The 13,459-nt window shown below is 61.0% G+C and carries 12 protein-coding genes; 3 read left to right on the top strand and 9 right to left on the bottom strand.

Translation table 11 applies throughout. The annotated features are described in order from the left end of the window. Positions 1–208: 208 nt before the first annotated feature. Positions 209–1,252, bottom strand: coding sequence for a type VI secretion system-associated FHA domain protein TagH (gene tagH / locus NKJ72_RS22365; RefSeq protein ID WP_352479431.1), 1,044 nt, complete (start codon positions 1,250–1,252; stop codon positions 209–211). 302 nt (positions 1,253–1,554) lie between these two features. On the opposite strand from tagH, the gene NKJ72_RS22360 reads away from it, so the two are divergent. After that, positions 1,555–3,882, top strand: coding sequence for a type VI secretion system Vgr family protein (locus NKJ72_RS22360; RefSeq protein WP_352479430.1), 2,328 nt, complete (start codon positions 1,555–1,557; stop codon positions 3,880–3,882). Positions 3,883–3,892: 10 nt separating this feature from the next. Further along, positions 3,893–4,315, top strand: a complete 423-nt coding sequence (locus tag NKJ72_RS22355) for a DUF6484 domain-containing protein (RefSeq protein WP_352479429.1) — start codon at positions 3,893–3,895, stop codon at positions 4,313–4,315. A 105-nt stretch (positions 4,316–4,420) separates the two neighbouring features. On the opposite strand, the gene NKJ72_RS22350 is transcribed toward NKJ72_RS22355, so the two are convergent. Next, the gene (locus NKJ72_RS22350; RefSeq protein WP_352479428.1) at positions 4,421–4,582 is read right to left on the bottom strand and encodes a hypothetical protein; all 162 of its coding nucleotides are present in this window, start codon (positions 4,580–4,582) and stop codon (positions 4,421–4,423) included. Between the two features lie 27 nt (positions 4,583–4,609). Here NKJ72_RS22350 and NKJ72_RS22345 point away from each other — a divergent pair, with 27 nt between their 5' ends. Beyond that, positions 4,610–5,488, top strand: a complete 879-nt coding sequence (locus NKJ72_RS22345; RefSeq protein ID WP_352479427.1) for a hypothetical protein — start codon at positions 4,610–4,612, stop codon at positions 5,486–5,488. Position 5,489: 1 nt separating this feature from the next. On the opposite strand, the gene NKJ72_RS22340 is transcribed toward NKJ72_RS22345, so the two are convergent. Genes NKJ72_RS22340 through tssM form a run of 7 tightly spaced genes read right to left on the bottom strand, consistent with a single transcriptional unit; the run spans position 5,490 to position 13,458 of the window. Beyond that, the gene (locus NKJ72_RS22340) at positions 5,490–6,539 is read right to left on the bottom strand and encodes a hypothetical protein (RefSeq protein ID WP_352479426.1); all 1,050 of its coding nucleotides are present in this window, start codon (positions 6,537–6,539) and stop codon (positions 5,490–5,492) included. Next, positions 6,536–7,624, bottom strand: a complete 1,089-nt coding sequence (locus NKJ72_RS22335; RefSeq protein WP_352479425.1) for a DUF2169 family type VI secretion system accessory protein — start codon at positions 7,622–7,624, stop codon at positions 6,536–6,538. The genes NKJ72_RS22340 and NKJ72_RS22335 overlap by 4 nt, the downstream gene beginning before the upstream one ends. Positions 7,625–7,627: 3 nt before the next feature. Then, entirely contained in the window at positions 7,628–8,110 is a 483-nt protein-coding gene (locus tag NKJ72_RS22330; RefSeq protein ID WP_352479424.1) for a hypothetical protein, read from the bottom strand. After that, the gene (locus tag NKJ72_RS22325; protein ID WP_352479423.1) at positions 8,110–8,532 is read right to left on the bottom strand and encodes a hypothetical protein; all 423 of its coding nucleotides are present in this window, start codon (positions 8,530–8,532) and stop codon (positions 8,110–8,112) included. Before NKJ72_RS22325 ends, NKJ72_RS22330 begins: the two co-directional genes overlap by 1 nt. After that, positions 8,529–9,398, bottom strand: a complete 870-nt coding sequence (locus tag NKJ72_RS22320; RefSeq protein ID WP_352479422.1) for a DUF4150 domain-containing protein — start codon at positions 9,396–9,398, stop codon at positions 8,529–8,531. The genes NKJ72_RS22325 and NKJ72_RS22320 overlap by 4 nt, the downstream gene beginning before the upstream one ends. A 2-nt stretch (positions 9,399–9,400) precedes the next feature. Further along, positions 9,401–9,940, bottom strand: a complete 540-nt coding sequence (gene tagF / locus NKJ72_RS22315; RefSeq protein WP_352479421.1) for a type VI secretion system-associated protein TagF — start codon at positions 9,938–9,940, stop codon at positions 9,401–9,403. Next, positions 9,922–13,458 carry a type VI secretion system membrane subunit TssM gene (tssM, locus tag NKJ72_RS22310; RefSeq protein WP_352479420.1) on the bottom strand — a complete coding sequence of 1,179 codons (3,537 nt, stop codon included), beginning with the start codon at positions 13,456–13,458 and terminating at the stop codon, positions 9,922–9,924. The genes tagF and tssM overlap by 19 nt, the downstream gene beginning before the upstream one ends. Position 13,459: the final 1 nt, after the last annotated feature.

Here is a 13,459-nt window from a genome sequence, read left to right as displayed (position 1 = left end):
CGAGCCCTTGGTCCGCAGCAGTCTTTGCTACAAGAAACGATGTCGCCGCAATATGACATCTGCCGCAGACCCCCAGGTCAATCAGGCTTACCCGCCTGGCGAACGGTCGTATGTGATCGTAATCGCAGATGTTGTCGATTGGAACATGATGCGGTGCGCCGATGCGCTTTTCTTCGTCAGCTAGAGCGGCGCAGTCTATTGGGCCGGTCTATTTGTGCTTGTCAGCTTTGGCATACGCCTCGCCGAAATAGGCCAAGAATATATCCAGCATGCCGTTTTCATGGGCTTCCTCCATGGCCCGCCATGTCGCGACAAAAGCGTCCCATGCTTGGGCCTTCTTGGAGGTGAACGATGTCGGTGGAAGCTTTTTGCCGATCGCTTCCGGCGACAGGTCGTCAAGCAGTCGCGACAGCGCAGCTTGCATGGCGGCATAAGTCGCAAATTCGTGCGCCTTGAGATCGCGGAATGCGTCTTCAACGCTGTGCCTGGCATCGAGATAGCCGGCCCTGCGCCGTGCGAACATGATTTCGAGGATGTCGTCGATCCCCGGCACGAACTTAAGCGGGTTGTTGTCGGCGGAGCTTATCATTGTCCGGTGCGTGCTCTTGGCCAGCGTTTTGGCGGCCGCACGTGCCTTCAGCAGCATGGCCAGTTGCTCGACCACCACCCGCAGGACCGAGCCAATTTCGGCCGCAACTTCATGCGGGTCCCGCGACTGCAGCAGTTCCGGGGAAATACCCGCTCCAATCGCGATTTCCCGCAGCACCTCGTCTCTCGTCGACGGGACCGACGCGGGCGGCGACGGTGCTCGTTGCCCAAGCCATCGCTGTGCCGAATTCAAGAAGGGTTCGCCTCCAGAGTCAAGCGGCCGATCGGCCGCGATAGGCATGTGTCGTTGTGTCGAACCTTCGTCGCCTTGCGGATGGGTCGGCGAGGCGCGCTCGTCAATCGATACAAAGATGACGTAGCGGCCGACCAGGAGCCTGTCGCCGTGCGCCAGCCGGTGTGGACCGGTGATGCGTTGGCTCGATCCGTTGATGAAAGTGCCATTGCGCGAGATGTCATGCAGCCAAAACGCGCCTGCCTCGTATCGAATTTGGCAATGCCGGCCGGAAATGAACTTGTCCGGGTCGGGTAAGATCCAGTCGCAATTTTCGCGTCCGATTTTGAAGGTGCGATCACGCGATCTGTAGCCGGGGGATACGCCAGCGGGCAGGGCATCGACATTGCTGATCTGCAGACTGATTAACATGCACAATCGCCTGTGTGATCGCTGGCGGCCTTGTCGGCACGATACTCCATGTTTTTAACGTGGCTAATCCAATTTCGCATCACATTGGCGCAAGGCAGCGGGCGAACCCTCGATCTTGCTGCTTCGCCCAGCTATGCATGCCGCTTTGGCCCGCGCAACAACATGTGGTACGCTCAACACGGACCAGCAACCCAGTGAGAATTGTTTGGCTTTGAGTTCCTGAACCTGCCGTCGTTAGTATAGCAGGACAGTATAGTAGGACCTTCAAATCCACTGGCGGCCGGGCAGGAGGGGCACGACCAATGCCGAATGAACGTGCCACGGTTGTGGAGACGCCGATTGGCGCCGAGCTGTTGACCTTCACGCACCTTGTCGGGCGCGATGAGATAAGCCGTTGTTTTGGCTACACCGTTGGGTTCGTAAGTACCGACCACGACATCGATCCGCTGAAGATGCTGGGTGGGGCCGTCTCGATCGAAGGTGAATCCGATCCAAAACGGTGGTTCAGCGGCCTGGTGTCCGAGTTTAGACTTACCCGGATCGAGGACCAACTGGCCTATTACGAAACGGTCGTCAGACCATGGCTCTGGTTTCTCGGAACTACGACCGACTGCCGCATTTTCCAAAACATGAGCGTCGTCGAAATCGTCGAAGAAGTATTTTCAAAATACAGCACCGCAAAATACGAGAAGCGCCTGCAAGGCTCTTATCCGCCGCGCGAATACTGCGTGCAGTATGACGAGACCGATCTCGATTTCGTGCAGCGACTCCTCGAGCACGAGGGCATCCTGTATTTCTTCGAGCATGGCGAGGGCAAGCACACGCTTGTGCTTGCCGATTCGATGAGCAAGCTGAAGCCGGCGCCGGGCTATGAAAAAGTGCCTTATCACTTTGAAGGGCAGGGCTCCCGGCGGGATGTCGAATATATCACGGAATGGATCCCGGGCAGTTCGGTGCGGCCGGGCGCCTATGCCCATACCGACTATGATTTCAAAAAGCCGGGCGCCGACCTGATGGCCAAATCGGCCCAGCCGTTCAATCACAAGCTGGCTGCGGGTGAAAATTACCGTCAGCCCGGCGCGCATCTCGAAGTGGGCCGAGGCGACAGCCTGGCGGCAATCCGGCGCGAGGAAATCCAGGCGGTGCACCAGCGCATCGCCGCGGTTGGAACCGTGCGCGGCCTGTATTCAGGCTGCATTTTCAAACTGGACGGCTTTCCGCGCGAGGACCAGAACCAAGAGTATCTGGTGGTGAGCGCCGAATACAGACTGTTCGACCCCGGCTACAGAGCCCATGCGGATGTCGAGAGCGAGAACTTCAAGGTGATCCTTGGCGTGGCACCCACGGCATTGCCCTATCGTCCGCCACGGGTCACGACACGGCCGATCATGCGCGGCCCTCAGACGGCGACTGTGGTCGGTCCGTCCGGCGAGGAGATATTCACCGACAAATATGCGCGCGTGAAGGTCCAGTTCCATTGGGACCGGCTGGGCAAGAAGGACCAGAACAGTTCGTGCTTCGTGCGGGTTTCGCAGACCTGGGCCGGCAGCGGCTGGGGTTTTATCCAGATTCCGCGTATCGGCCAGGAGGTCATCGTCGACTTCATCGAAGGCGATCCTGACCTGCCGATCATAACCGGCAGGGTCTACAACGCCGCGCAGATGCCGCCTTATGGACTGCCCGGCAACGCCACGCAATCAGGCTGGAAATCCGATTCGTCGAAAGGTGGTGGCGGCTACAACGAACTGATGTTCGAGGACAAGGCAGGCTCCGAACTGGTCAACTTCCAGGCGCAGAAGGACCATCACCTTCTGATTAAGCACGACCGCAACAAGTTGGTGCAGCACGATCAGTCCGACCGCATCGACCACGACGCCAAGCACTCTGTCGGGCACAATCTCGACGAGGACGTAGGTAACAACAAAACAGTCAAGGTCGGCGTCGACCAGGCAACTAATATCGGGTCGAACGACACCGAGACGGTTGGGGTGAATCGGTCCCTGACAGTCGGATCGAACGAGACGATCCACATCGGCGCGAACTCTACGGAAAACATCGACGCCAACCATTCGCAGACCGTAGCGATTGTCCAGACGATCACGGTTGGGGCGGCGCGCGTCGATACGGTCGGTGCCTCCGAGACACGAAGCGTCGGCGGACCGCAAACGAATACGATCGGTGCGACACGATCGGTTACTGTAGGCGCGGCGCAGAGCCACACGATTGGCTCGGCAGACAAATGGCAGATCGGCGCCGCGCAGACGGTTGACGTCGCCGCCGACCAGAGCTTTACTGTTGGCGGCGCCCATTCCTCGCAGGTCGGCAAGGCGCGGCTGGCCAAGATTGGAGCGGACGAGGGGATCGAGGTCGGCGGGGCCTACTCGCTAAAAGTCGCCAAGGCGAGCAGTGTCATTGTCGGCGAAGACGGCGTGATGAAGTTCGGCAAGAAGCTTTACGTCGAGGCGGCTGACGAGATCACGCTGAAATGCGGCGATGCCAGCATCATCCTCAAAAAGGACGGCACTATTAGCGTCAAGGGCAAGGACATTAGGCTCGACGGCAGCGGCGACATCGACGTGAAGGCCGACGGCAAGACCAAAATCAAAGGCAGCAGTGTTCACAACAATTGAGGGCCGAGCGATGGACGTTGTGGAGCGTGTTGATGGGGTGATAATTGGGTTGCTGATCGGCTTCGATGATGGCTCGCCGCTCGTCGTTTTCGTCGGCAATCCCAGCGACACGGCGCTCAAGGCCCGCAGCCTCGCCGCTCTCGACGCTTCCGCTGTCGGCTCGGAAGTGGCGCTGCTGTTCGAAGCGGGTGACCCCGCCCGGCCGCTTGTGGTCGGACGGATAGTTGATCCGCGTCCCAATCCGCATCCCGTCGAAGTGTTGCGCGACGGTGAGACGGTGATATTGAATGCTCGCGATCGCATTGAGTTCAGATGTGGCTTGGCGTCCATCATTTTGGAGAAGAACGGGCGCGTCTCCATTCGCGGCACACAGCTCAACAGCCACGCGACCGGTACGAACCGTATACGAGGGGCGGCCGTTCACCTGAATTAGGTCAAGCCGATGCAGCGCCTTGCGACGATCCCCGCCATCGTTGACCAGCACGCGGAGGACGCCGCTTTCCTCTGGTCACGGCGGCGCCGCGAGATCGATGGACCGCTACTGGGCGAAATCGACATCGGCCGCATCGACCAGCGGCTGGACGCCAATCTTGAAGGCCTCTTCGCGTCGGGCGAGGCTGCGTGGGCGGCGGCGAAGGCGCGTTTTTCCGATTATTCTGAAGCCCCAGAGCTCTTTGTCATGGCGTGCCTGGCGCTCCATTGGGGACTGGAAAAGCCGCTTGCCGCAGTGATCGAGGCCGCCGCCGCACTCGGCGAAACCGGCATCAAGGGTATATCAGGCGCCATCGCCCGGACACCGCGCGAGAAACTCCGTCCTTTTGTCGCCAAGTGGGTCGATTCCAGGGAAACGATGCTAAAATGCATCGGGCTTTCGGCGCTCTGGCACCATCGCGCCGATGCCGGCCCGAGCCTCGGCGATTTAGTCGCAAATAGCCAGGCTGAGATCCGTATACGAGCATTGCGGTTGGCTGGCGCGTTGCGCCGCCGCGATCTGCTCCCGGCGGTAGCTGAGCGTCTCGCCGCCGATCAGCTGCCGGAACGGTTGGCGGCCTCGATCGCCGCTTGTCTCCTCGGCGCGGACCGTATGGCCCTGCCTGTTCTTGATGAATTGCTTGCCTCGCGTAGTGTTCCCCAAGGTGAGGTGATCGAAATCCGGCTACTCGCCTCGGCGGGAACTCCCGCAAAGGCCTGGCTTCAGAAATGTCTAAACGAACCTTCGTTGCGACTACCGGCTCTAGCCACCATAGGAATGCTTGGCGACAGATCAATCGTCCCCTGGCTGATCGAACGCATGCGCGAGCCCCAATCCGCTTATGCCGCGGGCCTCGCTTGGCGCGATCTGTTCGAGGTCGATTTCAATGATACCGACGTCTTCACAGTCGATACCTCGCCGCTTGGAAAGCCATTCGCCAAGATCGAGGACTCGCCGCTTCCAATGGCCGAACGCGCGAGTGCATGGTGGGACGATGGGCGGGGACCGGGCAAACACGTCGCATTCCGCTCCATGCGTCGGCTGCGGCTCGCGGCCATCCGAGCCTCTTTGGACAACCGTGACCTCCCATTGGCCGACTGGCGGCGCACGCAGCGCTTCCCCGCCTGGATGTAATTCAGCTGGACTTTACCTGGCTGACCAGCGCCGTGGCGCGCAATCCGGCTTCGGACGCAACTTCGCACATAGCTACCGGACCGGGCGCGTAGCCGGCGGTGAAACTGTCGGACGCCACGAGTAGCGCCAGCGCCCCACCGGCCGCTCCCACCTCGCCGACGGTCATCGCCGGATAGGCAATCGGCAAGATCTCACGCCGTGTACGATAGAAGCGAGATCTTGCTATGTTTGCTTCCCACCCGCTATAGCGCTCCCCATTGCCATTGCTGACGACAAAGACGATGTCAGGTTCTTGCGGACCACTGTCGGTCCCATTCAAGGCACCCTGAAGCGCACCAAGCAGCGCCTTGCCCTGGCTGTATCGCTCCGTCAGAACACTATCGGCTTCCTGAGCAAAGCCGGCGCCGTGGATGGCGGCGAGACACGATGACTTCGAATCTGGTCTCGATTGCAAGCAAACAAAGGCTGCCGCCTCTCCGGGAACAAGCCCTTGAGAATTGTCAGAGCCCTTCAGCCGTCCCGCCTCGGCGAGCCGAGCGATATCCTTGTCGTTGACCAGACTGTCGACGCCGCCGAGCAAGACGCGCTCGACGCCCGGATGGGCAAGTATCTCCGGCATTTTCTGAAGCACGCCAATGCTTGCGGCGGCGCCGCCATCGAGCGCCCGCGATGCCTCATGGAATGGTCCGCCGCATGAGCGCACGACGGCATTCAGGAAGCCAGAAGGGTATTCTTCTTCGAAGGCCGCATGGTTCCTGAACTGCTCCGGTAGCACCAGGATCAGCACGGTCGTTCGCGGATCCGCCGCCGTCGATGCGAGCGCGTCCATGATGGCGCGCGCCGCCATGTTGACCAGCCAGTCCCAATCGGTGGTTTTCAGTGACCAGTGAGTGGGAATGCGCGAGACGATCTGCGATGCACCCATAGGCTCGGCCAGCAGGTACTCTTCATAGGCGGAGAGCCCGGCGCGGATCGCGGCGAGCGTTTGCCGCCGGTTCAGGCCGGCGGGCGTCACCGCGCCACCGCCGACGATATACAATTGCCGATTCATGGGAGCCACGCCGGGCGTTCGCTAATGGTTCCGTCAGTCCCGCGCAGCGCAAAATAGTCCTTACCCTTTCGTTTCGCCGCAATCAGCGCCGGCGTGACGTGCCCGAAGACAAGTTCGCGCAGCGCAGGCCGGTTGCGCCGCGTCGTCATAGCCACCCGCGCCTTCAGCGTGACCCTAAATATGTCGGGCTCGATGATGATCGTATCCACTTTGAAAACTTGGTCTTCGACGCGGTCATCGAAGATCAGGCGGATGGGCGCGACCACGCTTGGGAGCTTGAATTTCCACCGGCCGCCGGGAGTGAGTCCTATCAGAGTGACCTGATCGCCGCCGTTGAGATCGGGAAGTTGCTGGTCCGCCGGCGCCGCGAGATTGTAGCGCGGATCGCAATCCTTCGGTGGCAAGGGCCACTGGGAGTCGATCCAGGCCTGATCATAGGTCCCTGCCAACGGCAGGCGCGGCTGCCACCCGCGCCCGAGCGCCCCGAAACCGGCCGGCCGCGGCTTGTCCGAGGGACTCATGAATGGCTCGGCCGGGTAGGTTATGTTTGGCGCCTGCGTCTTGACTGCTGGATCAGCCGAGCGGGCAAGGGCGAAACCCACTCCCAGCGGATTGTGAGGATGGGTCTTCAGATCGGCGGTGGTGCCGCCGTAGGCGCGTTCATAGACGATAGGCATCCGTGTGAATGGATGTGGCGCGCTATAGCTGCCGGCATCGTACATGCGGTCGCCGACGATACTGAGTACCTTTTGCAATGGCCCGAACTTCAGTCCGGCTTGCATTTCTCGAACCGGCTTCCCGTTCGGCGCGTATGCGGTGCCGTTGACGATAACGTCCACGCCGGGCTTGCGCATAGCGATGTCAGCCTCGTAGCGCGTCGATGAAAGAGCAGGATCGCCGAAAAAGACGTCGCTGAGCGTCACCGGCAATTGTTCCTGGGCCGGTTCCAGGGCTGTCGTTTCCTCCGCGCCTTGGAAGCTCGCCGAAAAAATGCCCAGGAAAACCTCCTGACCTTCCGCATCAGGCAGTGTGTAAGACCCTACAGCGAAAGGGGTACGATTCTCCAACCAGACCGCAAAGCTCATCGGTCAGCACCAGGTTCTGTTCTCATCCATGCCGATCGGCCAGTACGGCATACAGGCGATCAGGCGCACCAATTCCTTCTTCCTAGCGTCGATCAACCATTGCAGAAGCAGGGTTTCGGGATAGATGACCTCTCCAGAGCTCTTGTTGGCGTCGCAGCAATCGAGCCAGTAATTGCGTACAATCCACACCACGTGGCCATGCGCGGCAGCGCCGGCGGCGCGCTTGTTGAACGCCTTGCGGATAGCCTCGTCGCGGTTCAATCCTTGCTGTTGTTGTGCTTTGACCGTGTCTGCCCACCAGGGCGCCGCGATCTCGTAGGCCATTTGGATGTCTTCCAAGTACCCGTCGAAAAGATCCTGATGCCGCCCCGAACTCTGGGCGAGCTTGCGCGCCGCGATTTTCGCATCCCGGGGCTCGATGTAGCCGGGCTGGCGCAGCAGGCGGCGAATGCCGCGGTCGGTTTCAAAATAGGTGATAAGCGCCATCAGGTGATCTCTTCGTCCTGGTCAAGCCCGATCGGCACAAAAACGAAGCCGTTGACCACTTCGGTCAGATCGGGGGCCTTGCTGGGGATGTCGTCGATCAGCAAGTCTATATGGCCGACATAGCGGGGGCTGTCGCCGAGGTCGTCGACACCCCACTTTTCCTCAGGCGACTTCTCGGCTTCCTCCACGAATTCGTGCTCGTTCTTTCGGTTCAGATTCTCCACCTCGAAATAGTGCGTGCGAAAGATATGCAGAAAGCGCGGGTGCCCGGAAATTCCAGTCGGCCAGATTAGTGAGATGGCATCAAAGCTTTCGACTGCAACGATGCCGCTCCACCAAGCATTGATTTCGGGCAGGAGCGCGCGCAGTTCGGCGATGTAGCGCTGCTGGATATCGTCGTAGCTCTTGGCGATCGCGATCATGGCGCACCTAGCTTTGTCGCATAGGCTTCCGCCTGGCTTCCCTGACTGCGAAAATGCGCTTCGCAGTGCGGCTTGACCCTGCTTGCCCGTTCGAAATACTTCTTGAAATCCGCAAGTTTCATATTGCATCCGCCAAGCGCCCAGGCCACGCACAGCGGCGGCTGATGGTCATGGGTCATATGGCCTTTACCGCGCGCCATATCCTTCCCATGGACAGGATCCTCGTATCGTACAATCGCCCCACCGCTCGGTCGCGTCGTGCGCCAGTGAGCGCGCTTTACCCGCGCGTCGTCCCGCTTGCATTCCCAGCATGGTTTGTTGCGGACCGCCTTCTTCTGGGCCGGGGAAGGATCCTTATCTGGTCTGTGGACCTTCGCGTCGTAAGGCTTGCTCGGACAGGGGCCGGGTGTGATACCCTTGCGTCTCAGCAGCGCCTTGAAGGTATTGATCGCTGTCTGGTCGATGCAATTGGGTATATCGCTTGCCGTATTCTGAGCCATCATGTCGCCGTGCCGATCGACCCCCTTGCCCTCCGCCTTGACCGTGAACGACCACAATTTGAAAACGCCCTTGCCTTTGATCTTGTGGGTGATGACGCCTGCACCGAGACCTTGGGTCGCCGGCTCGTTGCCGGTGCTGGTCGAAATCTCCGAAGAATTCTCGATCGCCGTCGGCTCGCCGTCGATTTTGACGCTTTTGGTACCCTTCGACAGGTCGGAAGAGGACAGCATATTGACATAGGGCACCGGAACCGGGCCCGCCGGCGGCGACGGCGGCGACAGACAGACATCGCCCGGCGCGATCCCCTTGCCATTGCTGCCCTTGTGGAAGAAGCCCATGTTCTCGGCGAAGACGGTAATGGCCATAATCAGCTTTCCTCGGCCGGCAGAGGCACGGTACGCATAACCGGCAGGGCGTTGTCGGCCAGATCATGAATGTCTTTGAAATGGCATTCGTGCACGTTCCAGCCGTCGCACCAGAAGACGATCTTGGGCTCCGCGTGGTTGGCCGGCGTCGGCTGAACCGCGTTGATCCGCTCGGTAACCATGGCACTCGTCCAGTAGTGCGCCACCGCGTCACCTGCGATCTCGGACACAGCATCGAACCATTCGTCTTCCATGCGGGGCGGGCGTCCGACGGCGGCGACTACGAATGGATATCTGCGCCCGACGCGATCCTCGCTCATCCGCCACGCGCCTGCGCAAGGCTGATCGCAGAAGATGCCAGCCGGCACCGTGAAGCGCCAGACATGCGGGTCAAGTTCGCCCTCGTCTGGTCGCGCTAGCAACTCCATCGACATCCAGCGGTCCCAGCGGTCGATGAAGGTCCGCGGCAAGTTCCACGCGACAAAGTCGCCCGTCGTCGGGATCTTGCCGAAAAATCCAGTGCTCATATCTGCGGCGGACATGAAAATTTCTTGAACATCTGCAGGTTATAGGGATTTTCGACGCTGGCGGCCTTGAGTTGGAAATCGGCGTACATGCCGTTCGTCCCCAGGCGCAGGCTGTAGACATCCGACAGCGCGGTGCCGGTGAAGCGACCGCTGCGCAACATTCTCAGCCACGCCCAGCTACCGGTCTCGTTGAGCAAGATTTCGGGCGAGCCATCGATCGGCTGGAAGGCAAGCGAGATGACCCCTGTGCCGTCCTTGCCGGGCCATGTCATCGGCTGCGGCCTCGTTGCATTGTTATAGTAGACGAGGTTCTGGCCATCGAGGTTGAGTGTCACGCGCGCGACATTGGGCGACAGGTCCTTCGGTTCGAGCGTGAAACTCATCAGCGGGCCTGTACCGCCCGGAAAGAGGTCATCGCGGATCCTCCTTGCCTGTTCGAACGCGGCCAGTGCCGACGGATCGAGGCCGAAATCGGCGCGCCATTTCCATGGCTGCGCCGACGTGTCAACATAGCTGATCAGATGGTCGTTGATGAAGGTATCGATCAGCCCGGCCGGTCCGAACAGACGGGCGAAGTCGCGGACATTGACGTCCACGGCGCTGTCAGGGCTGAAAGGATAGCGATTGTTGAGTGCTGCCTGGCAGAAGGGCAGGATGTCGGCTCGCCAGATCGCGTTGAGCTCCGAGGTGACCGCCTTCTGCGTCAGCCCGCTGGTATCGCCGGCAATGCCGCCCAACCAATCGTCGATCGGGTCGGGCAGGATCTGCGCCTGCCTGGCAACCGCTCCAGTCAGTTCTGCTAGGCCGCCCTGCTTCTTGATGGCGTCCTGGGGATCGGGATTGGCCGTTACCGTCTGCAGCACGTTGGACAATGCGGTCAACGCGACAATGGCGGCGTCGAGCGCCGGCGGCTGGCCCTCGACCTCGGCGATGGCACCCTTGAGCGGCTTGAAATGCTCGGCCACCAGACTGCCGGTAAGATCCACTTCGTCGGCGGAGCCCGCACGCGGCAAAAGCTTTGCTCCGGTTTTTACAATCTTGCCAAGCTTGCCGAGCTTGCCCAGAAGTTTTGAGCCGCCTGCCGCCGCAGCCTTGTCGTTCGCCGGCGCTTCATCGGAACGCGTAAGCTCAGTCTCTTGGACCACCGCCGTAACTAGGCGTTTGAGCGCGGAATCGGCGCTCGATAGATCCTTGAGATTCTCGCTGGCGACGTTGAGGTCGGTCAATGGCGCCAGCCTCATATCGCGCAGGAAGCTGTCCCATTGCGCGATGTAGTCATCGTAATAGAGCTTCAGAATATCCTCGGACAGCGCCGAGACCGAGGTTTCGGAATTTTCCGAGCAGCCGCCAGCAAACACCGCCCGGTCGAGTGCTGCCTGTGCGGCGACATCCTCGACCCGGTCGAGAATGGCGTCATGGAAGCCGGCATAGGTGAACGCTCCCGAAATGCCGATCCGAAGCGTCTTGTCGGAACGCCGCGCAAACACCTTGGCGCCGTTTGGGCCGGCGAAGTTTGCAGGGATCCATTCCTTGAGCGCAGTCACCGCCGGGTCGGCCAGCAATTGCTTATAGGCACGCGCCGGCAACGAAATCGTACAGACGGTTTTCAGTGCCTCGGCAACCAGGGCCTGGTCCGGGGCGATATAGCTGGCGTCGACCGCCATGCGACGGATCGCGGCAAGCTGGTGCTCTTCCGCATCAGCTGTCGGAAAGGGGGCCGCGGCCGCGAATTCGGGCAGACTGTTTACCCACCAGTTCTGGGCGAAATCCGGATTCATCTGGGAGAGGCCGGTCATCATGCGATAGGTCTTCAGCGCGCCAAGCATGAAGTCCGGATCGCGGATCTGCCGCCACATCGTTGCCTCGAGCAGCGCCACCATGTGCGGCTCAAGAATATTGCGCAAAGCGTGATCGTATGTGTCGGTCTGTGCTCGCACCAGCTCCGCCGAGGCCGATGGTCCGAGCAGATCCTGCGCGGCGCTAGGCGGCGTTGTCCGGGCATTGGCGACCTCATCCATGGCGCCGAGAGCGCCGTCGAGGGCAGGCTGTTCTACCGATGCCGGGTTTGCCGCGGCCGAGGTCAGTGGCGTTTGCAGCGCCTCGAACTGGCTTGCCTGGGCCGTGATCGCCTTGCGGTTGTCGTAATAGGACCAGGTGAACAGCCCGCTGACCAGCAGGGCGGCTGCGGCACATGCTGCAGCCGCGCCACGCCAGATCCAGGCGCGGCGGCGTTGCGCCAGCGGATCGAACGTGCCGAGGCCGGCTTCCTTGAAGATGACTTCTGTAAGCAGGTTCTTCAGGAAGAAGCTGCGTTTTTCGATACGCGGCGCGGCCAACGCCCGGCGCGGCGGAAGGCCGAAGGAGGCAGACAGCGCCGCGGTCAGCCGATCGATGGGCGCCCCTTCCTGGGTCGCCGATGTCAGATAAAGGCCACGCAGCCAGGCGGCCTCCTCATACCGGCTTTCCCCGAACATCGCCTCGACCAGTACCTGGATCGGCTCGGACAGGCTGGCGAGTTGGGCGGGAAACCTGAAGATTTCGGCGCGGCCAGCAAGCTTGTCCTCATCCTCCAGCCGGGGCACCAGCCGCCGCTCGAGCTCGCTTGCTAACGTCGCGATTTCCCGCGAGATCGTCTTTGCATCGACATGCGCATCGAGGGCGAACGTCGTCCCCCAGACCTGCTCGCGCGCAGCCGTCGACAAACCGCCGAAGAAAGCCTCGAACCCCTTGATCAGGTCGGCTTTGGTCAGCATCAGATAGACCGGAAGGCGGATTTCGAGGCGATCGTTGAGCTCGGCCAGCCGACGCCGGATCTTGCGGCCATGCGCCTTGATGGCGTCGTCGCCCTCCGAGAGCACATCGATCGAAAGCGCTACGATCACACCGTTGAGCGCGCGACGGCCCCTGTGCTTCTTCAAAAGGTCGAGGAAGCCCAGCCACTCTACCGCGTCGACGTCGGGTTGGCTCTCCTGTTGGACATAGCGGCCCGCAGTGTCGATCAGAACGGCGCTCTCCGAAAAGAACCAGTCGCAATTGCGCGTGCCGCCGACCCCTTGCAGGTCGTCCGTCAGGTCGATCGGAAAATTCAGCCCCGACTGCCGCAAGGCTGTGGTCTTGCCGGTGGCCGCCGGGCCGACGATCACGTACCAGGGCATCTCGCGCAGGAACTTGCGACCGCCCAGTTTGCGACGCTTCAACTCGGCCATGACCTCGGCGAACTTGGCTCCGACGGCAGCGACATTCTCCTCGCCGGGGCTGAGTGGCTTCTCCACTGCCGGCGCGGCGATTTCGGCGACGAACATCCGGTTGGCACGGATCGCCCGACGCTGGGCAACGATCAGCCAGATCAGCCAGAAGATGACCAGCAGCGCGATGATGACGATGCGCACATTGTCCGAGGCGAAAGGGTCGTAGGGTCCGACCCTGACGATCGGCCCGAATACCCAGATCATCAACGAAAGCAGCGTGATGCCAATCAGTGTCCACAGCCAGCGCGATGTCAGGACCGCCCAGAAGAAGCGCAGGATGAACATC

It is taken from the genome of Mesorhizobium sp. M0045, from assembly GCF_040323385.1.
Lineage (GTDB): Bacteria > Pseudomonadota > Alphaproteobacteria > Rhizobiales > Rhizobiaceae > Mesorhizobium.
Note: the sequence above shows the minus strand (reverse complement) of the source record. Positions and strands in the feature narration are given on the sequence as shown.